The 19,288-nt window shown below is 63.1% G+C and carries 16 protein-coding genes and 1 pseudogene; 10 read left to right on the top strand and 7 right to left on the bottom strand.

The features are described 5' to 3' along the window. The first annotated feature begins 47 nt into the window (after positions 1-47). From NKI24_RS18470 to dhaK, 7 genes are all read left to right on the top strand, one after another. On the top strand, positions 48-1,688 hold the full coding sequence (locus NKI24_RS18470) for a dihydroxyacetone kinase subunit DhaK (protein ID WP_352747226.1): 1,641 nt from the start codon (positions 48-50) through the stop codon (positions 1,686-1,688). 81 nt (positions 1,689-1,769) lie between these two features. Continuing rightward, on the top strand, positions 1,770-2,372 hold the full coding sequence (dhaL, locus tag NKI24_RS18465) for a dihydroxyacetone kinase subunit DhaL (RefSeq protein WP_352469938.1): 603 nt from the start codon (positions 1,770-1,772) through the stop codon (positions 2,370-2,372). Next, positions 2,369-2,758: a dihydroxyacetone kinase phosphoryl donor subunit DhaM gene (dhaM, locus tag NKI24_RS18460; RefSeq protein ID WP_352469937.1), complete on the top strand. Its 390-nt coding sequence runs from the start codon at positions 2,369-2,371 to the stop codon at positions 2,756-2,758. The genes dhaL and dhaM overlap by 4 nt, the downstream gene beginning before the upstream one ends. Before the next feature lie 22 nt (positions 2,759-2,780). Next, positions 2,781-3,083 (top strand): HPr family phosphocarrier protein, encoded by a 303-nt coding sequence (locus NKI24_RS18455; RefSeq protein WP_023676329.1) that lies wholly within the window; start codon positions 2,781-2,783, stop codon positions 3,081-3,083. Then, positions 3,067-4,683 carry a phosphoenolpyruvate--protein phosphotransferase gene (gene ptsP / locus NKI24_RS18450; protein WP_352747223.1) on the top strand — a complete coding sequence of 539 codons (1,617 nt, stop codon included), beginning with the start codon at positions 3,067-3,069 and terminating at the stop codon, positions 4,681-4,683. The genes NKI24_RS18455 and ptsP overlap by 17 nt, the downstream gene beginning before the upstream one ends. 8 nt (positions 4,684-4,691) lie before the next feature. Beyond that, on the top strand, positions 4,692-5,114 hold the full coding sequence (locus NKI24_RS18445) for a hypothetical protein (protein ID WP_023676327.1): 423 nt from the start codon (positions 4,692-4,694) through the stop codon (positions 5,112-5,114). Between the two features lie 26 nt (positions 5,115-5,140). Beyond that, complete coding sequence (gene dhaK / locus NKI24_RS18440; protein WP_352747220.1) at positions 5,141-6,127, top strand: dihydroxyacetone kinase subunit DhaK; 987 nt, start codon at positions 5,141-5,143, stop codon at positions 6,125-6,127. A gap of 284 nt (positions 6,128-6,411) precedes the next feature. Here the strand turns inward: dhaK and NKI24_RS18435 are convergent, their stop codons facing one another. Beyond that, positions 6,412-7,203, bottom strand: coding sequence for a DUF2259 domain-containing protein (locus tag NKI24_RS18435; RefSeq protein WP_352747218.1), 792 nt, complete (start codon positions 7,201-7,203; stop codon positions 6,412-6,414). 169 nt (positions 7,204-7,372) lie between these two features. Here NKI24_RS18435 and NKI24_RS18430 point away from each other — a divergent pair, with 169 nt between their 5' ends. Both NKI24_RS18430 and NKI24_RS18425 read left to right on the top strand, forming a co-directional pair. Then, positions 7,373-9,280 carry a propionyl-CoA synthetase gene (locus NKI24_RS18430; RefSeq protein WP_352747215.1) on the top strand — a complete coding sequence of 636 codons (1,908 nt, stop codon included), beginning with the start codon at positions 7,373-7,375 and terminating at the stop codon, positions 9,278-9,280. A 193-nt stretch (positions 9,281-9,473) separates the two neighbouring features. Continuing rightward, positions 9,474-10,175 (top strand): metallophosphoesterase family protein, encoded by a 702-nt coding sequence (locus tag NKI24_RS18425; RefSeq protein WP_352448461.1) that lies wholly within the window; start codon positions 9,474-9,476, stop codon positions 10,173-10,175. A gap of 15 nt (positions 10,176-10,190) precedes the next feature. Here NKI24_RS18425 and NKI24_RS18420 read toward each other — a convergent pair whose 3' ends face one another. The 6 genes from NKI24_RS18420 to NKI24_RS18395 form a co-directional block, all read right to left on the bottom strand. Further along, positions 10,191-12,611, bottom strand: coding sequence for a polysaccharide biosynthesis tyrosine autokinase (locus NKI24_RS18420; RefSeq protein ID WP_352448460.1), 2,421 nt, complete (start codon positions 12,609-12,611; stop codon positions 10,191-10,193). Between the two features lie 149 nt (positions 12,612-12,760). Continuing rightward, the gene (locus NKI24_RS18415; RefSeq protein ID WP_023676320.1) at positions 12,761-13,657 is read right to left on the bottom strand and encodes a UTP--glucose-1-phosphate uridylyltransferase; all 897 of its coding nucleotides are present in this window, start codon (positions 13,655-13,657) and stop codon (positions 12,761-12,763) included. 75 nt (positions 13,658-13,732) lie between these two features. Then, on the bottom strand, positions 13,733-14,683 hold the full coding sequence (locus NKI24_RS18410; RefSeq protein ID WP_352747210.1) for a glycosyltransferase family 2 protein: 951 nt from the start codon (positions 14,681-14,683) through the stop codon (positions 13,733-13,735). Further along, on the bottom strand, positions 14,673-15,623 hold the full coding sequence (locus NKI24_RS18405; protein ID WP_352747207.1) for a glycosyltransferase family 2 protein: 951 nt from the start codon (positions 15,621-15,623) through the stop codon (positions 14,673-14,675). The genes NKI24_RS18410 and NKI24_RS18405 overlap by 11 nt, the downstream gene beginning before the upstream one ends. Continuing rightward, positions 15,623-16,615 (bottom strand): glycosyltransferase family 2 protein, encoded by a 993-nt coding sequence (locus NKI24_RS18400; RefSeq protein WP_352747205.1) that lies wholly within the window; start codon positions 16,613-16,615, stop codon positions 15,623-15,625. Before NKI24_RS18400 ends, NKI24_RS18405 begins: the two co-directional genes overlap by 1 nt. 11 nt (positions 16,616-16,626) lie before the next feature. After that, a complete protein-coding gene (locus NKI24_RS18395; protein WP_352747202.1) occupies positions 16,627-17,799 on the bottom strand; it encodes a glycosyltransferase family protein in 1,173 nt (390 codons plus the stop codon). A 304-nt stretch (positions 17,800-18,103) separates the two neighbouring features. Here NKI24_RS18395 and NKI24_RS18390 point away from each other — a divergent pair. Beyond that, a pseudogene (locus NKI24_RS18390) lies at positions 18,104-19,156 on the top strand (polysaccharide pyruvyl transferase family protein); the annotation flags it as partial. Positions 19,157-19,288: the final 132 nt, after the last annotated feature.

Raw genomic sequence — 19,288 nt, 5'->3', positions numbered from 1 at the left:
TGGCACCTTTCAACCGGCAATTTCGGGCACCGGACTGGACCAATTCGATGAAGCATTTTTTCAATCGCAGGGATACGATCGTAACTGAGGCCCTGGACGGCTTCCTCGGTACGACCGGCGCCGGCGATCTCGCTCGCCTCGACGGCTATCCCGAGATCAAGGTCATTCTCCGCGCGGACTGGGATAAGAGCAAGGTCGCGGTCATTTCCGGCGGCGGGGCCGGGCACGAACCTGCCCATGCCGGCTTTGTCGGCATTGGCATGCTGACGGCGGCGGTTTCGGGCGAGATCTTTGCTTCGCCGAGCGTGGAAGCGGTATTGGCCGCCATCCGCGCGGTGACCGGTCCCGCCGGGTGCCTGCTGATCGTCAAGAACTATACCGGCGATCGCCTCAACTTCGGCCTGGCGGCCGAGAAGGCGCGCGCCGAAGGTTTTCGGGTCGAGATGGTAATTGTCGCCGACGATATCGCCCTGCCGGACATTGCCCAGCCGCGTGGCGTGGCCGGCACCTTGTTCGTGCACAAGATCGCCGGCCATCTGTCGGAAGCCGGCATTGACCTGGCGACGGTTGCCGCTGCGGCGCGGGCAGCGGCGGCGGATATCGTTTCGCTCGGCATATCGCTGTCATCCTGCTCGATCCCCGGTCAGAGCCATGACGAAAGATTTGGCGCCGACGACGCTGAACTCGGCCTCGGCATCCATGGCGAACCGGGCGTTGAGCGGATTGCGGTGCAAAGTGCCGAAAGGCTGGTTGCGATCATGTCGGAGCGCCTTGCCGCGCGGCTCGATCCGGTCAGCGACTACGCCTTGCTGATCAATAATCTCGGTTCGGTGCCACCGCTGGAAATGTTGCTTGTCGCCAATGCGGTATTGGCTTCACCGCTGGCACAAAAGGTGACGCTGACAATCGGGCCCGGGCAGCTTGTGACCGCGCTCAACATGAACGGCTTTTCCCTGTCGCTGATCCGGCTCGATGCGTCGCGCGAAGCGGCGTTGCGGGCGCCGGTAGGCCCTCACGCCTGGCTGCCGGCAAGAGCCGCTCGCCAAGCCAGCGTCGTGCCGATGGCCAAAGCCGCCGGCCCGAACGCGTCGAAAGCCAGCCAGGACGCACGCACCGACCGGTTGGTTGTCGCGGTCTGCGAACGGCTGATCTCGCTTGAAGGCTCGTTGAACGGACTGGATGCCAAGGCGGGAGACGGTGACACCGGATCGACAGTGGCGGCCGGTGCGCGCAGTGTGCTTGGCCGCATTGCAACACTGCCGCTCGCTGACCCTGCCGCAACGCTCGCCGTCGTCGGCGACATCCTGAGCGCCGGCATGGGCGGCTCTAGCGGCGTGCTGTTGTCGATCTTCTTCACCGCCGCCGCGCAGGCGCTGGAGTCTGGCGAAACGCTTCCCAAGGCGCTTCTCGCCGGCCTCGATCGGATGTCCTTCTATGGTGGAGCGAGGGTCGGCGATCGCACGATGATCGATGCCCTGGAACCCGCCTTGAGGGCGCTGGATAGGGGGAGTCTGGAAGATGCGGCGGTCGCGGCGCAACGCGGCGCCGAGGCCACCGCTGCCATGCGCAAGGCCAAGGCCGGGCGGTCCGCTTATATTGGCAGCCAGCTCGACGGCGTGGTCGACCCCGGCGCCTTTGCCGTCGCCGAGGTCTTCACTGCCCTCGCTGCGTTGCTCGAACCCGCTTGACTGGGGAAAAGAATGCTTCAATTGCCGGATATGCAATTTTCTCGTACTGCCGGCAGCGCAGGGGCCAGGAGCATGGGTGATATGGCGGCAGCGGATATTTCCAGGCTGATCGAGGCGGCGGCAAACACGATCGCCGCACATGCCGACGAGCTGACCAGTCTCGACCAGGCCATCGGCGACGGCGACCATGGGCTCAACATGAGACGCGGCTTCGAGGCAGTGCGGGCCGAGGCCGGCGCGTTTGCGACAAAGCCGTTGCCCGAGGCGCTGAAGGCGATCGGCACCAAACTGGTGATGACCGTCGGCGGAGCCTCCGGTCCGTTGTTCGGCACGCTGTTCATGGCGCTCGGCAAGGAGATTTCCGCCGCGCCGGGTCGCGCCGACCTGGCGGCGGCCTTCGGCAAGGCGATCGAAGCGGTTGCCGCCAGAGGCAAGTCGCAGGCCGGGCAAAAAACCATGTTAGACGTGCTGCAGCCGGTGCATGAGGCCCTGCTGCAGGGAAAGACGGCAGCGGACATCGTCGAGATCGCCGACAACGCGGCCGACGCGACCGTGCCGATGAAGGCGCTGCGTGGGCGCGCCTCGTTCCTTGGCGACCGTTCGATCGGTCATATGGATGCCGGCGCACGCTCGACTGCGCTTCTGGTGCGGGCCGTAGCGGAGGCAATCGAGAGGCGCGCATGAGCAATGTCGGCATCGTCATCGTATCGCATTCGCCGCTGGTCGCCGAAGGCACCGCCGACATGGTGCGGCAGATGGTCGGCAACGAAGTGCCGCTTGCATGGTGCGGGGGAAACGGCCATGGCGGGCTGGGAACCAATGTCGAGGCGATCATGGACGCCATCGACAAGGCCTGGTCGGAGGCGGGGGTCGCGATCCTCGTCGATCTCGGCGGTGCCGAGACCAATAGCGAGATGGCGGTCGAGATGATCGGCGAACCACGCGCCCAGAAGATCATCGTCTGCAATGCGCCGATCGTTGAAGGCGCGGTGATGGCGGCGACCGAGGCTTCCGGCGGCGCCTCGCTCAGGGAAGTGGTGGCGACGGCGCACGAATTGTCGCCGTCGTGAACGAACGGGAATTTTGACAAGCATGTCCGCAGCAGCCGAAGCCAGCGTCCTGATCACCCATGAGGTGGGACTGCATGCGCGTCCTTCGGTGAAGTTCACCAAGCTTGCCAAGACGTTTTCGGCCGACGTCGAGATTGCGCTCGCCGCCAACGGGCCATGGTTCGACGCCAAGAGCATCGTCAAGGTGATGGCGGCGAAAGCGCCGAAAGGCACTGTCCTGCATATCAGAGCCAAAGGGGACGGCGCCGGCGAGGCGGTCGGCGCACTGGTCGAGCTGGTGCGGCGCGATTTCGACGAAGGCAAGGACCATGCCCGAACCGCTTAGGCTGCAGGGCATTTCGGCATCGGCCGGCTATGCCGAGGGGCCGCTGTTCAATCTGGACCAGGCTGCTGTGCGTTATGTCCGCAAGGCGACTGCCGCGGACGAGAAGGCGGCGCTTGAGGCCGCCATCTCCATTGCCGCAGGCCGGCTCGCGACATTGATGGAAACCAGCGACAGCGAGGCGGCCGGTATCCTCGAATTCCAGCTCGCCATGCTGGAGGACGACGCGCTGACCGGCCCGGCCTTTGAGCGAATTGCCGAGGGCATGGCTGCTGATGTGGCTTGGCGAAAAGCGCTCGACGCCGAGATAGCCGGCTATGAAACATCCGAGCAGGACTATTTCCGGGCGCGCGCGGCCGACATGCGCGACATACGCGACCAGGTGCTACGCGCGCTTGCCGGGGGCGGCGACATTGCCGCGCCGGCAGGTGCGATCTTCTACGGCGAGGATATCGCACCGACGCGCTTCCTCGAAACCGACTGGAGTGCCGGCGGCGGCATAGCACTTACGGCCGGAAGTGCCGCAAGTCATGTCGCAATGCTGGCACGCTCACGCGGCGTGCCAATGGTGGTGGGGTTGGGGCTCGTAGCGCGTGGGGTAGCCGGGCCCGGTGCTTCGCCGGCTCACCTTGCCGGAATCGCACTGCTCGATGCCGAACATGGCGGCATCGTGTTGGCGCCTTCGAAAGCGGAGATCGATGCATTCCGGCGATCGTCATCGTCTTTCGCGGCGCATCGCGACAAAGCGGCAGCCTATTTGACAAGGCCGGCAGCAACGAAGACCGGCATATCGGTCCACGTGCAGGTGAATATTGCCGATCCGTCCGATGTCGACCGCATCGATGCTGCGGCGTGCGACGGTGTCGGGCTGATGCGGACCGAATTCCTGTTCGGCAAGACGCTGCCGGACGAGGAGACGCAATATCGCGCCTACCGTAGAGTGCTGGAATGGGCAGGCGACAGGCCGGTGACGATCCGTACTGTCGATGCGGGCGGCGATAAACCTGTGCCGGGCCTGACCGTCGAGGAAGGTAACCCATTCCTTGGCCTGCGCGGGATCAGGCTGTCGCTGATGCGTCCGGAGGTCTTTCGCGTGCAGATCCGCGCCTTGCTACGTGCCGCCATGCGCGGCAATCTGAAGGTAATGTTCCCGATGATCGCCGTTCCGGAAGAGTATGAACGCGCCACCGCGCTGTTCGCTGAGGAGCAGGCTGACCTTTTGGCGCGCGGCATCGCGCACAAAATGCCGCCGCTTGGCATCATGGTCGAGGTGCCGTCGGTGGCCATCGCACCGGAGGCATTCGCCAAGGCCGCCTTCTTCTCGATCGGTTCGAATGATTTGACCCAATACGTGATGGCCGCCGCGCGCGACAATGCGTCGGTCGCACATCTGAATTCCGTCAGGCACCCGGCCGTGCTCCGGCTGATCGCCTCGGTTGCCGCCTTCGGCCGCGAGCATAATATCCCGGTCAGCCTGTGTGGCGATGCCGGCGGCGACCCCGCCTCGATCCCGGCGCTGCTCGAAACCGGCCTGCGTGACCTCTCCGTCGCTCCCGCCCAACTCGCGATGGCCAAGGCGGCCATCGCGGACGTTTCGATCTAGGCCCCCGTATGGCAGACAAGGCGTCGCAATCCGGCCCCGAAGAGGCGATCCGCGCCTACAAGACGATCCTGTCGCAGGTGATCGACCAGCGCCCGTCCGGCATGCGCCAGCGCCTCGCTGATGCGCTGGGCAAGCATCGCAGCTTCGTCACGCAGATTTCCAGCCCGGCCTATTCGACGCCGATCCCGTCGAAGCATTTGCCGGCTATCTTCTCCGTCTGCCATTTCAGCCCGGCCGAACGCGATCATTTCCTTGAGGCCTACCATCGGGCGCATCCGGGAAAGATGTCGCTGGCCGCAGGCTTGCGCAAGACACGCCATGTCTCGCTGATCGTTCCCGATTTCGGCGACGACAAGCAGAACGCGGCGCTCGACCGGGCGGTCAACGATTTCATCCAGAAGATCACCAGCATCGCCGGCAAGGGCAGCTGACGCTGGGCTATTTCGGGAGGACGGCCATGAAGAAATTTTTGAATTCGGTCGATACGGTGCTGACCGAGAGCCTCGACGGCTTCGTTGCCGCGCATGCCGATATCCTGGCGCTTGGCGAGGAACACAAATTTGTCCGCCGCAAGCTGGTCACACCGGGCAAGGTGGCGCTGATCTCCGGTGGCGGCTCGGGTCACGAGCCGCTACATGGCGGGTTCGTCGGGCACGGCATGCTGGATGCGGCCTGCCCCGGCCAGGTATTCACCTCGCCGACGCCTGACCAGATGATGGCGGCGGCCGAAGTCGTCAATACGGGCGCCGGCTGCCTGTTCATCGTCAAGAACTACGAGGGCGACGTGATGAATTTCGACATGGCCGCTGAAATGTCGGAAGGCGTGATGCAAATCGTGACCAATGACGACGTTGCGGTCGAAAACTCGTCCTACACCACCGGCCGGCGCGGCGTCGCCGGCACGCTGGTGGTCGAGAAAATCGTCGGCGCGGCGGCCGAACAAGGCATGGCACTGGAGCCGTTGAAGGCGCTCGGCGAGCGCGTCAACGGCGCGACGCGCTCGATGGGCGTGGCGCTGACCAGTTGCACCGTGCCGGCGGCGGGCAAGCCGACCTTCGATATCGGCGACGGCGAGATGGAGTTCGGGGTCGGCATCCACGGCGAGCCTGGGAGGCGGCGCGACACATTGAAAAGCGCCGATGCTATCGCCGAGGAGATCTGTACCGCAATCCTGGGTGACCTGGGCGACGGTGCCAGAGGCCAGGCGCTGCTCTTCGTCAACGGCTTTGGCGGCACGCCGTTGATGGAGCTTTATCTGATGTACAACAGCGCCCGCAAAATCTTCGAGAAGCACGGCGTGACGGTGATCCGGTCGCTGGTCGGGTCCTATGTGACCTCGCTCGATATGGCCGGCTGTTCGATCACGCTGAGCATGCTCGACGACGAGGCGGCTGTTTGGTGGGATGCACCGGTACATACGGCCGCGCTGCGCTGGGGCATGTAGCGGCGGAGAATGCCCCAGAAATAGTCGGTGACAAGACCGGTATCGGCAACGCCGCGCATCGCCAGACAGTTGCCCTCCTCACCCTGCGTAAGATAAAGAATCTGCGGGTTTGGGGAATTCGAGCATGCGTTACAATTGGGATCGGGCGCCGACGGGTTTCGAGCGCCATGGAAAGGTGCTGGCAGCCGCCTTGCTGATCGTTGGCGGGGTCGGACTTATGCTCGCTGCGCTGCCGCTTTAGGGACAACAAACTCGGGTAGCGGACTACGTCTCAGCGCGTTGCCTCAGTGCGCCTGGCCAGTCACGGCGATGAAACGGCGGTCGCGCCCTTCAAATCCCTGGCTGAAGCGCTGCACGAGCACCGCAAGCACGCCCGGTTTTCCATCCGGGGTGAATGCGTAAGATTCCGACAGGCTGTAGGAAGTCGGGCAATTCCTCGAACCGGGCACCGCCTTGTCCTCATGCAGCAGCTTGATCGGCTTGCCGTCCTGACCCTGCAGCGTCAGGCGAAAGCCGAGCGCCTTGCCGGTCGTTTCGCCTTGCTGCGTCGCGTCGAAACTCGCTGAACAATCCGCCGTGCTGTCGGCACGGATCTGCTCGAGCTGGATGGTGCCAAGCTCGTCATAGGCCGGCGAAAGCCATTTTTGCGAAACCTGCTCGAGGCGCGCAATGTCATTGTAGGCGACCATGTCGTCGGGAAAGGTGAACCTGTCCAAGGCAGTCCGCTCGCCGCGCGGCGCGATGGCATATTTAGCCAGCAAGGGCGCCGCCAGTTCGGCGGCCTGTGCCCTCGCCTGCGCAAGCGTCAATGTCGAATCCTCCGTCTCGTCGGCGATGACGATCGGCTTGCCGCCGACGAACTCATCGGTCCGCGTGTCGATGATGTCGATCTCCGACCAGCCCGAATCCGAAGCACCGGCATCGAGCGTGCTGTACTGTTCGAAGGCGAAGTAGTTGCCGTCTGGCGAAAAGCCGATGACGCGCCGGGCCGCCGCGTCGCCTGCCTGAGCAGCTGAAGCGAGCACCACCGCCAGCGTCGCAACCGCGGCAAACCCAAGCTCATATCGCAATTTCATCGCGCCCTGCCCCTAATGCCGAAAATTCGAACGATACCGGCCCCCAGACCACCATGACCCGCACTTGCGGCCAAGTTAGAACGACAGCAAACGAAACGCACAAATACATGGTTACACAAACCAGCATACGCTATTTCAAGGACAGCAAACATTCCTGGGAGGAAGCTGGATGGCGTCACGCTACCACGAGGTCTATGACGGCTGGAAACGCGACCCGGAAAAATTCTGGGCCGATGCCGCCGGCGCAATCGACTGGTTCTCGCCCTTCGAGACGGTGTTCGACGCCAATGCCGGCGTCTATGGCAGGTGGTTCATTGGCGCCTCGTGCAACACCTGCTTCAATGCCGTCGATCGTCATGTGGCGGGCGGCCGTGCCGACCAGATCGCGTTGATCCATGACAGCGCGATTTCCGGCACAATCAGGAAGTTCACCTATACCGAGTTGAAGCGCGAGGTGATCGCGCTGACCTCGGTGCTCAAGAATCGTGGCATCCAAAAAGGCGATCGCGTCATCATCTACATGCCGATGGTGCCGGAAGCAGCCTTCGCCATGCTTGCCTGTGCGCGGATCGGCGCCGTGCATTCGGTGGTCTTCGGCGGCTTTGCCTCGCATGAGCTCGCCACCCGCATCGACGACGCCAAGCCGAAGCTGATCATCTCCGCTTCCTGCGGCCTGGACCCAGGGCGCGTGGTTGCCTATAAGCCGCTGCTCGACAAGGCGATCGAGATGTCGCGGCACAAGCCGGAAAGCTGCCTTATCCTGCAGCGCGACCAACTGCGCTGCGAACTCAGGGAAAACCACGATATCGACTATGCCGACGCCGTGGCGCGGGAGCGGGCCGCGGGTGCCAATGTCGACTGTGTTCCGGTGCTTGCCACCGATCCGCTCTACATCATCTACACGTCGGGCACGACCGGCCAGCCGAAGGGAATCGTGCGTGACAATGGCGGCCATATGGTCGCGCTGAAATGGTCGATGGAAAACGAGTTCGGCGTCAAACCGGGCGAAGTGTTCTGGGCGGCTTCCGATGTCGGCTGGGTGGTCGGCCATTCCTATATCGTCTACGGCCCGCTGCTGCATGGCTGCACAACGATCCTGTTCGAGGGCAAGCCGGTCGGCACGCCCGATGCCGGCACCTATTGGCGTGTGATCGCCGAGCATGGCGTCGTCGCGCTGTTCACCGCGCCAACCGCCTTTCGCGCCATCAAGGGACAGGACCCGAAGGGCGAATTCGTCCCGAAATACGACCTGTCCAAATTCCGGACGCTGTTCCTCGCCGGCGAGCGCGCCGATCCGGAAACCATCAAATGGGCGGAGCAGAAATTGACCGTGCCGGTGATCGACCATTGGTGGCAGACCGAGACCGGCTCGCCGATGACCATCAACCCCGCCGGACTGGGCCTGCTGCCGGTCAAATACGGCTCGCCCGGCGTGCCGATGCCCGGTTATGACATCCGCGTGCTCGACGATGCCGGGCATGAGGTCAAGCGTGGTACGCTTGGCAATGTCGTGGTGAGATTGCCGTTGCCCCCCGGCTGCCTGCCGACGCTGTGGAATGCCGACGAGCGGTTTCGCCAAGCCTATCTCGACGAGTCCCCCGGCTTCTACAAAACCGCGGATGCCGGCATGATGGACGAGGATGGCTATCTCTATGTCATGGCTCGCACCGACGACATCATCAATGTCGCCGGCCACCGGCTATCGACCGGCGCCATGGAGGAGGTTCTGGCCGCGCATCCCGACGTCGCCGAATGCGCCGTCGTCGGTATTGCCGATGCTATGAAAGGCCAGGTTCCACTCGGCTTCGTCGTGCTGAATGCCGGCGTCGACCGCGACGCCGGCATCATCGAAAATGAGGTTGTCACCCTGGTGCGCGAACGGATCGGCCCGGTCGCTGCCTTCAAGACGGTGGTGACGATCAAGCGCCTGCCGAAGACGCGCTCCGGCAAGATCCTGCGCGGCACCATGCAGAAGATCGCCGACAAGGAGGAATGGGCCATGCCGGCAACGATCGACGACCCGGCCATCCTCGACGAGATCACCGCCGCGCTGAACCGGCGCGGCATCGGCCTGTAAGGGGCGCCGAAGCCGAGTTGCGTCCGAAGCTCCGGTATGGAACGACCGGCGCCGGACGTGGTATCCACGCGCGGTGTCGTCATGTTGTTTCGGAATCGAGACGCACCCACAGCCATGCGAGATGCCATACGTGACCCTATTCCAGCGATCGAGAAAGCCCCAGGCCGCGGCACGCCAGCGGCTGGAGATCGATATGCGGGGCGCAGTCGTCTATGCGATCGGCGACGTGCATGGCTGCTACAAGGAACTCCGCGCCCTGGAGCAGAAGATCCTGCTCGATTCGGCGCCCTTCGAAGGGCGCAAGCTCATCATCATGCTTGGCGACTACGTCGATCGTGGCCCCCAGTCGGCGCGCGTGCTCGATCATCTGCTGGCGCCGCCACTCCAAGGCTTCCAGCGCATCTGCCTTGCCGGTAACCACGAAGTCGTGATGCTGAACTATCTCGACGGGATCATTTCGAGAGAGTCGTGGCTGGCAATAGGCGGCCTGCAAACGCTGTTTTCCTACGGCGTCGACCCGTCGCGCATGGCCGATCTCTATGGGTCAAGCGAGGAGGTCGACAAGCGCATTCGGGAAGTCATTCCAGCCGACCACATTAGCTTCATGCGCGCGCTGCCGGTCATGGTCTGTTCGGCGAAATTCGTGTTCGTCCATGCCGGCATCAGGCCCGGCATCGAGCTGGCCGCGCAAGACGAGGACGACCTGCTGAATATCCGTTCGGACTTCTTCGACGCTGCGCATCTTCTCGACCGCTATGTCGTGCACGGACATACGCCGGTCGACACTCCGAAGCTCGAGGGACGCCGGCTCGGCATAGACACCGGCGCCTTCCAAACCGGCCAGCTGACCGCCCTCAGGATCGTCGACAACCGCGCCAGGTTGATATTTTCCTGAGCGCGATGTCGTCGCTCAGGCGGCTGCCCTGGTGCGCGCTTCCGATTTTTCCAGATAGTAGCTCGAATATTTGTCGAAGAATTTTTCCGAGCCGCCGATCGCGCCATATTTGGCCAGCTTCTTCAGTTCGACCTTGTTCAGCACCGCGCCAATGATCTTCTTGGCGATGTAGGGCTCCGAGCTGAGCATGGATTGCACCATCGCACGCGGCGTGCGTCCCCACTCGGTGACCAGCACGAAGCCGTCGACAAGCGGAGCGAAGGCCTTGGCGTCGACGACAGGCCCGAGCGGCGGCAGATCGACGATGATGTATTCGAAGGTTTCCTTGGCGTTATCGATGAAACGCCGCATGCCGGCTGAAGACAGAAGCTCGCTGGTATGCGAAAACTGGCCACGCAGGACGGCCGGGATGATAGCCAGCTTGGTCTGCCGGTCGATCTTGCCGACCGACTGCCATGTCTGCCCGCTCACCACAGCTTCCATCAGGCCCTGCTCGGCCTCCATACCGAGGCTGCGGCTGAGGCCGGGATTGCGCAGGTCGCCATCGATCAGCAGCGTTTTCGATCCGTTGACGGCAAGCAGCCCGGCAAGATTGGCCGCCACCGTCGACTTGCCCTCGCCGGGAAGCACCGAGACCACGCCGATGACCCGGCTGCCCTGGCCCTCCATCACGACGTCGAAAGCGATCTTGGCGTTGCGCAGCGTCTCGGAGAACATCGATGCCGGGGCATCGACGGTTACCCGCATCCGCGCACGTTTTTCGGCTGCCGACAATGTTTTGGAGGGCTGGGATTTGGAGGACTTGGCGGACTTGGATTCAACGACTTTGACGTCAGGCTGACCGCCATTGCGCTGGTCATCCTTGCCAGCCTTGCCGATGACCGGCAGGTAGCCGAGGAATTTGAGGCCCACACGGTCGCGGACATCCTCGCCGGTCCTGAAGAAGCGTTCCCTGAATTCATTCAGGCCACCAACCCCTGCCCCCAGCATCATGCCAAGCGCCAGCGAAAGCCCCAGCACGATGGCTGTGCGCGGGGTTGCGGCCGACTGCGGCATCGTCGCGTCCGAGATGACCCGGATCTTGCCGACCGGGAAGGATTGCTGCTGGGCGGCCTCCTCATAGCGGTTCAGGAACGTCTGGTAGAGCGTCGACAGCGCCGTCGCCTTTTGGTCCAGCTCACGCAGCTTGACCTGCGACTGGTTGTCGATGGAGCTCTTGCCAGCCGCCAAGGCGACATTTGCGCGGAGCGCGGTTTCGCGCGCCAGAGCGACCTCGTATTCGTTGCGGTAGCTTTCGGTCAGTTGCTTCAGCTCGCCGAAAATCTGCGCCGATATGTCGGCCTTCTCCTTGGCGAGCGCGACGGCCTGCGGATGTTGCGGGCCGAAATTGGCTTCGACATCCTGCTGCCGCTTGGATACGGTGAGATAGCGGTTCTTCAGCGTCGTGATGACCGAGCTGCTCGGTTGGTCGTTCGATATCGCAGCGTCCTTGAACGCATTGTCCGAGCCGCTTTCGACGATCGACTTGTACTGCTGATAGCGGGCGCCGGCACGTGCGGTATCGGCCTGCGCGACGATCAGCTGGGTGTTGAGATCGGACAATTGCTTGTCGCTGATCAGCTGGCCGTCATTGACGGCCAATCCGTGTTCGGCCCTGAACTTTTCGACCGCCAGTGCAGCCGCCTGGGAGCTCTCACGAAGCTCGGTCAGCCGGCCTTGCAGCCAGACCGCCGCCCGCTCGGTCGCGTCGAAGCTGGCATCAAGTTGATCGGCTAGATAGGCATCGGCATAGGCCTTGGTGATGGCGGTCGCAAGCGCCGGATCGGTCGCCTGAAAGGAGATGCTGATGACAAAGCTCCGGCCGATCCGCTCGGCATCGAGTTGGGTCTGCAGTTTGAAGATTGCGTAGTCACGGGGCGATGAGGATGCGGTGATCGCGTCACGCGTCGCAGCATCAAGCTGAGTGACATCGGTTGTGCTAGCGGCGCGCTTGGGGCGGACAGACTGGACGATACCGCGCACAAAGCCAGCAACCTTCGACAGGGCCGATGTCGGAGGGTTCATGAAAGCGTCGTTCTGATCGAGCTTCAGCTTGTCGACGACCACCCCAGCCAGCCTGGCCGACTGTAGTATTTCGATCTGGCTCAGAACGGCGGAGTCGGTCTGCATGCTGACCGACGCCGCCGAAATGTCGTCGACGACCTTGTTCAATCCTTCGTCGATCAGCACGCTGCTCGTCGCCACATAGGTAGGAGGCGTCGTCTGCAAATAGAGCACGCCGAGAAAGAGACCGATGACGGCGCAGGCGGCAACCACTTTCGCCTGCCGCGCGGCCATGCCAAGCAGGCGCTCGATGTCGATGAAGTCTTCGGCGTTTGCCGCATTAGAAGCCGGCAATGGCGTCCTCTTGTCGACAGGAAAATTGGCATAGTTCATCTTCGGTCCAATTCTAGTTTGCAGGCGCTACCGCCTCGAAGGTCGGGACATAGGGTGCAAACCTTGCGCCGGACAGTGCGCGTCGCGCGCGGCGCAACGGCCTGTCCTGCGTCATCAGCCGCACCCACAATGCCTCGAAAAAATGGACATTATGCGGCTTCTTCCCGACGCTGATGCGACCGGACGAATTCCTGCAGCATCTCGAAGATCGGGCCCTTCATGTCCTCCCGCGCCAGCGCGAAAGCGACATTGGCCTGAATGAAGCCCTCCTTCGAACCGCAGTCGAACATGCGGCCGTCGAAAGGCTGGGCGAAGAAGGCCTGGGTCTGTGCGAGACGCACCATTGCGTCGGTCAGTTGTATCTCGTTGCCGGCGCCGCGCTGCTGGCTGGCCAGCAACGAGAATATCTCGGGCTGCAGGATGTAGCGGCCGTTGATGTAGAAGTTCGATGGCGCGTTGGCAGGAGCCGGCTTTTCGACCATGGCCGTCACCTCGAAGCCCGTGCCGACATCAGCGCCGCGCCCGACAATGCCGTATTTGCTGGTCTCGGTCGGATCGCAACGCTCGACGGCGATAACGTTTGCGCCAGTCTGCGCATAAAGATCGGCGACCTCGGCGAGACACCCGCGCCCGCCGAAGGACACCATGTCCGGCAACAGCAATGCGAAGGGCTCGTCACCGATGACTTCGCGCGCGCACCAGACGGCATGGCCGAGGCCTTGCGGCGACTGCTGGCGGATGAAGCTCGTCGCGCCGGCGACGGGAAGCAGGCTTTCAAGCGATTCGAGTTGCGCCTTCTTGCCGCTCTGCTCCAGGGTTCCGATCAGTTCAGGATGCAGGTCGAAATAGTCCTCGATCACCGCCTTGTTGCGGCCGGTGACGAAGACGATGTGCTCGATGCCGGCCTCGAACGCCTCGTCAACCGCATATTGCACGACAGGCCTGTCGACCACCGGCAGCATTTCCTTCGGCATGGACTTGGTCGCCGGCAGGAACCGCGTTCCGAGCCCCGCCACCGGTATGACTGCCTTCCTGACTTTTTTCATTGCATGTTCCTTCTGAGGAGATCGATTTCAACCCTGTCGCAGGCGGCGAAACTGTCTTCATTCACCTGCAGCCCTTCACCTCCCCGCCACCACGGCAAACTGTGCCGCTACCCTTCGCAGCCGGACGGCGATCGGCATGCTCATATGCCGAACCGCCGCCGGATCGCTGAGCGCCGTCCATATCGCCTTGAGCGGGGACCGCGCCTTGATGTGCTGGACCAGCGACAGGAATGATGCCGCCCGGCGCAGGCTGCGAGCGCGCCTGGCGAACGCCGCCTCGGCCGCAGCATCCATGGAATGGGTCGCGGCGAAGGTGGCATCGGCCCTGCGCATCGCCTCGACGTGATGAAGTTCGAGCACCCGGGAGATGGAACCGGTGCGAATGTGGTAGATATAGCCCGTCGTCGGCTCGACCACGCATTTGCCGCCTTTAGCCAGAGCACTGGCCAGGAGGATATAGTCTTCGCCAATGATCAGGCTTTCATCGTAACGAAGCCCGTTCTCGTTCAGGAACCGGCGCTGGAAGATCGGCTTGAGGTAGCCGAGGTTGAACCTCGATTCGAAGAGGACATTGCCGCTGATGAAATCCGCCAGCGAGATTTCACCGAGGCCTTCCAGATAGTCGGCCGGGAACATCGTCTCTTCGGCAACGCCATCCTCGCGAACGACCTGCAGATTATCGACCGCGATCTCGGCGCCCGCTTTCTCCGCGCGCTCGATCATGGTGCAGAGTCGCCCGGGATAGACCGCGTCGTCGGAATCGAGGACCGCCACCCACCTGCCGCGTGCAAGCTCAAGGCCGGCATTCCTGGCGCCGCCGGGGCCACGGTTTTGCTCAAGCGCGACAACGCGTACGATGTCTTCGGGGTAGGATCTCGCCAGGTCGAGCGTCCGGTCGCGCGACTTGTCGTCGACGACGATGACCTCGACGCTGATATTGCGCTGGGCGACGGCGCTGGCAATCGCCCGATCGATGGTCGCCTCGGCATTGTAGGCGGCAATCACGAAGCTCACGTCAGGCTGCACGCTTGCCCCCTTGCTGCGGCGAAGACAGGCCGTATTGGCGGATTTCACGAACCCCGACGAGGCCGCTGACGACGCCGACATGCATAATGCCGCGAAGCAGGCTGCGGTTCCGGCGTACGGGGTCGATGGCGACCGGAATTGCCGACAGGAAACTGTAGGCGGCCTTTGCCGCGGCAATGCCGACCTGCTTGAGCCGGGCAAGGCCGTGTGCGTTGCGCCCCAGAAGATGACCGTGCGTCTGCCCGACGCGGAACCGGCGGCGGCCGAGCCAGTCGAATGCCGCCCTGGCAGGTGGCACCGCTTCGTCAACCCAAGCCTCCGGCGAAAAGGCGATGCGGCCGCCGGCCTTGACCATCTGGTCGAAGAATTCCGTATCTTCGCCGCCGGTCTGGCCACGTGCCAGGCTGAAGCGCCGGCCGCGCAGGCTCTCAGCGCCAATCCTGAGCAGGACGTTGCAGGTGTAGCCGGTGCGGACTTCGCCGCTCACCCAGACCGGCAAGGTCGAGTGGAAATCGCCTTTGCGCATCCAGGCGGGTGCATCCGGCAGGTAACGGGCTTGCACCGGCCCAAGCACCGTCGCAGCACCTGTTGCTTCCGCCGTCGCCACCAGTTCGGCAAGCCAGCCAGCGGTGGCCGTCTCGTCGTCGTCGATAAAGGCGACGAAATCCGCCCCACTGGCATCGAGGCAAGCGTTGCGCGCGATCGAGATGTTGCGGGCCGGGGCGTGCCGGTAGGTCACCGGCAGCTTCAACTCCGCAGCCAGCGTCGTCACCAGCTGTTCGGCCGTCGGCGTATCGTCGTTGTCCGCGATGACGATACCGACGTCGAACCCCGCGGGCATGTCCATGGCCGCTATGGAGCGAAGCGTGTCGGCAAGCTCCGGCCGGCGGAATGTGCAGACGCAGATATCGATGCTTCGATTTTTCCTGACCGGGTCCATCACGCTACCCCGCGCTGCGGTCGCGGTGCGAGCAGTTGCAGCCAGAAACCGACCGACCAGCCGAAATGCATGACCATTGCCGAGACCCCGGCAAGCGCAATGTCGGCTTTGCGCTGGCTGACGGCGGTCCAAAAGCCGTAGCCGAGGCAGACCGACGCCCATAGCAAAAGCGGCACGGCCGCCAGCCAGTGGACGAAGGAAAAGGCGGCGAGAAGAACCACGGGGAACACCAGAAGCGGCACCATCTGCCGGATCTTCGGGATCATGCGGTGCTTGAGAACGTTCTTCGCCCGGCCACGGCCATAGCCGAGATATTGAAAATAGAGGCCCTTCAGCGAGGAGCGCGGGTAGTAGACCATTTGCGTCTTGCCGGTCATCCAGATGCGGTAGCCGGCCTGGCGGAGCCGATAGTCGAGTTCGGCATCCTCATTGTGGCTGAAGGTTTCGTCATAGCCGCCGACCGCGGTGAAGGCCGATATCCGTATCAGTGCGTGGTGGCCATGATCGACCCATTCCCCCGCCGAAAGATGCCGGTGCTTGGAGCCGCCGGTGCCGAGCCTGGAGTTCTGCGCCGCTGCCGCTGCTTTCTGAACCATGCCGCTGCCACTGGTCAGCATCGAGACAACGACCGAATCCGCACCGGTGGCCTGCGCTTCTTCGACCAGCCGGTTGCAATAATCCGCAGGATAGCCGCCATGCGCGTCGATGCGAATGAGATAGTCGACGCCTTCCCCGAACCTGGCGACGGCGAGATTGATTGCCGCGCTCTGCAAGCGCTTTTCATTGTGCAGCAGGATCACCCGCCGATCTTTTGCGGCGATGTCCGCGACGATCGTCCTGGTGCCGTCCGTGCTGCCGCCATCGGCAACGATGATCACGGCTCCCAGCCTCTCGGCCGCAGGGCGGAGCTCTCGAAGCAACGCGCCGATATGGGCCGCTTCGTTCAGGCACGGAACCACGATCATGCAGGATGGAATGTCGGTTTGCGTCATCGGCAGTCCTTCTATGCCAATGCTTCGGCAGCATATGGACCGGGAGCCGCAGTCAGCCCGCGGAGCTTTTCGACGAGTGCCCGGCAATCGGCGCGGTCGTAGCTCCAGGTGCGCGGATTGCGGGCGAGAACACGCGCCCTCAATGTCTCGAACCGACGCTGCTCCATCGTGCCGACGGCGGCTTCGAGCGCCTCGGGCGTGGCTTCTGGCAAAAGAACCCCTATGCCTTGCCGGTCGAGGAACCGGCCGGTTTCGGTGGCTCCCATCGAAATCGGCACGGCTCCGAAGCGGCAGCCCTCATAGAGCCGATTGGGCAGCAGCCATTCGGAGTTCAGGCCCTGCTCAAAAAAGTCGATGGCCCAGGAAAAGTGGACCTCGCGGTAGATCGCCGCCATATCCTCGGGATTGCGGTAGGGCCCGCCAAACGAGAGCCAGGGTTCCGATTCGACGAAACCGTGGAAATCGGGAAATTCGGACAGCGCCGGGCGGCCCCTGAGGACGATTTCAAAGCGGCCGTCGAGGCGGCGCGAAAATTCGGCCAGAAGCTCCAGGGAGCGGCGGCAGCGGAGCGCCCCGAACCAGCCGATCCGCCAAGGCGGCGCAACGGGGTTCTCCGGCGCCGCGCGGTCATCCAGCGAGGCCGCGGCTGGCTCGAAATACTTGTTTTCGAGCAGTTCGACCGGGGCGGCAATCTGTCCGAACGGCTTGAAATAGTTGGCGATGAAGGCCGGAGAGCTGGTCACCAGAAGCTTCACATCCCTGGCCAGGAAGCGTTCTGCGCCGCGCATCGCCCAGCCCAGCGGATCGTCGCGAAGCAGCAGGCGATGGATATCCAGGCACTCGTAGACGATCGGCACCGTTGCCTGGAAAGCCGACCTGGCGCGGCGGGCAAGCGCCAGCATTTCCAGATTGCGCGCGATAATGAGGTCGGGCCGTGGCATTGAGCCCAGCTTCGAGCCGGTCGAGACGACTGCCTTCATGATCGCGGCCAGACGTTGGGCGAATCGGCCATCACGAGTCGGCCCGAGATCGATCGGCTGCAAGCCCTCGACGTCAGCAACTGCGCTTGCCGTACGACGAAAGCCCGCCAGCGTAACCTGGGCGCCGCCTGCCTTGAGCATTATGATCCGCCGGCGCACCGCCGGGTCGGAGACGTCGTGTACCAAGTACAAGACATGCAGCATGAAAACTCGACCGCTGTTGGCCCGCCCGCGACAATGCTAGTACAGCTCTTGCTGCATCGCAACATTTTTGGTTGCAGCGTAGCAAAGATCCCCGTTTTTTGTTGCACTGCAAAATCGATGGGTTAATCTCGCTCTGCTTGGGCCCACATGGACCGCGCGCTGGCCTGCCATCGGGCTGCGCGCCAATAATCACGACGCGAGGACCATCCTTGGCGTGCAGCATTTTCGGCCAACCCGCCTGCAATCCGCCCCCTTCGCACCCGTCGATGGAAGCACGGGACTACTCACGAAATGAGGTCATTCCATGAAGATCGCGGTTGAAAACACCGTCTGCCTGAATACCGGGGATGCAGCGATCCTCCTGGCGATCCGCCATGTCTTCAAGACGATCGTGCAAGACGATATCCAGTTCTACGTCTTCGACAGCCAGCCGGAGGTGGCGGCGAGGCTCTACACGAAGAAAGAGTATCCTGATCTCGAATTCCACAAGCTGCTGTCGGAATCGCTGTTCCGCTACAAATACGGCAGCGGGCTGAAGAACCTGTTCAAGCCGATCTACAATCGGCTCGTCCTCAATGCCCTGCGGCGGTTCGGCATCCGCGGCGTTCTCGGGCGTTTGTTCAGCTCAAGCAATCGCCGTGGTCTCGAGATCTACAAAGACGCCGACCTCGTGGTCACGACAGGCGGAACCTATCTTGTCGAGACTTACAATCTGGAACGGCGACTCAATCAATTCCGGATCGACGCGATTCTGGGCAAGGACCCCGTCTTCTTCACGCAATCGCTCGGCCCGTTCAACAAAAGTTACAATCGCCAGGAGTTGAGCCCAATCTTCGATCGGAGCCCGCTCATCCTGCTGCGCGACGAACGTTCGCGAGGCCACATTGTGGACATGGTGAAAGACCCCGGCAAATGCCACGTCGTGGCCGACGCCGTCTTTGCCCTGGCCGACACCGACAGGATCGGAAAAATTCTGGCCTCCGGCCAGTCGGCGACCGTCACCGGCCGCGTCGCCATTTCCGTCCGCCACTGGAACTATGTCAGCGACGGCGAGGGCGGCATGCGCCGCTACATCGACTCGATCCGCGCGATCGCGACCATCCTGGTCAGGGACCACGCCAAGGAGGTCACCTTCGTCTCCACCTGCCAGGGCGTGCCGGAATACGCCCATGACGATTCCAAGACGGCGCGGGCTATCGTTGCCGAACTCGATTCGGAGATCGCCAAGCATGTCAGCGTGGACGCTTCGTTCCACACGCCGGAGCAACTGATGGCACTGGTGAAAGGCTTCGACTTCGTTGTCGCAACGCGCATGCACATGATGATCATGTCGCTCTGCGTCGGCACGCCGGTGCTGCCGATCGCCTATGAATTCAAGACCAAGGAACTTGCCAAGCGGATCGGCGTCGCCGACCTGCTGCTCGACATCGACACGGTGACGCCCGAGGAAGCGAGCGAGAAGCTCGGCAGACTTACCGCCAATCTCGAT

Origin of the sequence: Mesorhizobium sp. M0701 (assembly GCF_040320365.1) — a bacterium.
In the GTDB taxonomy this organism is placed as follows: domain Bacteria; phylum Pseudomonadota; class Alphaproteobacteria; order Rhizobiales; family Rhizobiaceae; genus Mesorhizobium.
This window is presented reverse-complemented; position numbering and strand designations above follow the sequence as displayed.

Bases quoted from the DNA above. Each gene is read 5' to 3' on its own strand.
- NKI24_RS18435 (WP_352747218.1), bottom strand. From the start codon at position 7,203: ATGAAATTGCGATATGAGCTTGGGTTTGCCGCGGTTGCGACGCTGGCG.
- NKI24_RS18415 (WP_023676320.1), bottom strand. From the start codon at position 13,657: ATGAAAAAAGTCAGGAAGGCAGTCATACCGGTGGCGGGGCTCGGAACG.
- ptsP (WP_352747223.1), top strand. From the start codon at position 3,067: ATGCCCGAACCGCTTAGGCTGCAGGGCATTTCGGCATCGGCCGGCTAT.
- NKI24_RS18445 (WP_023676327.1), top strand. From the start codon at position 4,692: ATGGCAGACAAGGCGTCGCAATCCGGCCCCGAAGAGGCGATCCGCGCC.
- NKI24_RS18405 (WP_352747207.1), bottom strand. From the start codon at position 15,623: ATGGACCCGGTCAGGAAAAATCGAAGCATCGATATCTGCGTCTGCACA.
- NKI24_RS18425 (WP_352448461.1), top strand. From the start codon at position 9,474: ATGCGGGGCGCAGTCGTCTATGCGATCGGCGACGTGCATGGCTGCTAC.
- NKI24_RS18420 (WP_352448460.1), bottom strand. From the start codon at position 12,611: ATGAACTATGCCAATTTTCCTGTCGACAAGAGGACGCCATTGCCGGCT.
- NKI24_RS18455 (WP_023676329.1), top strand. From the start codon at position 2,781: ATGTCCGCAGCAGCCGAAGCCAGCGTCCTGATCACCCATGAGGTGGGA.
- NKI24_RS18430 (WP_352747215.1), top strand. From the start codon at position 7,373: ATGGCGTCACGCTACCACGAGGTCTATGACGGCTGGAAACGCGACCCG.
- NKI24_RS18395 (WP_352747202.1), bottom strand. From the start codon at position 17,799: ATGCTGCATGTCTTGTACTTGGTACACGACGTCTCCGACCCGGCGGTG.
- dhaM (WP_352469937.1), top strand. From the start codon at position 2,369: ATGAGCAATGTCGGCATCGTCATCGTATCGCATTCGCCGCTGGTCGCC.
- NKI24_RS18470 (WP_352747226.1), top strand. From the start codon at position 48: ATGAAGCATTTTTTCAATCGCAGGGATACGATCGTAACTGAGGCCCTG.
- dhaL (WP_352469938.1), top strand. From the start codon at position 1,770: ATGGCGGCAGCGGATATTTCCAGGCTGATCGAGGCGGCGGCAAACACG.
- dhaK (WP_352747220.1), top strand. From the start codon at position 5,141: ATGAAGAAATTTTTGAATTCGGTCGATACGGTGCTGACCGAGAGCCTC.
- NKI24_RS18400 (WP_352747205.1), bottom strand. From the start codon at position 16,615: ATGACGCAAACCGACATTCCATCCTGCATGATCGTGGTTCCGTGCCTG.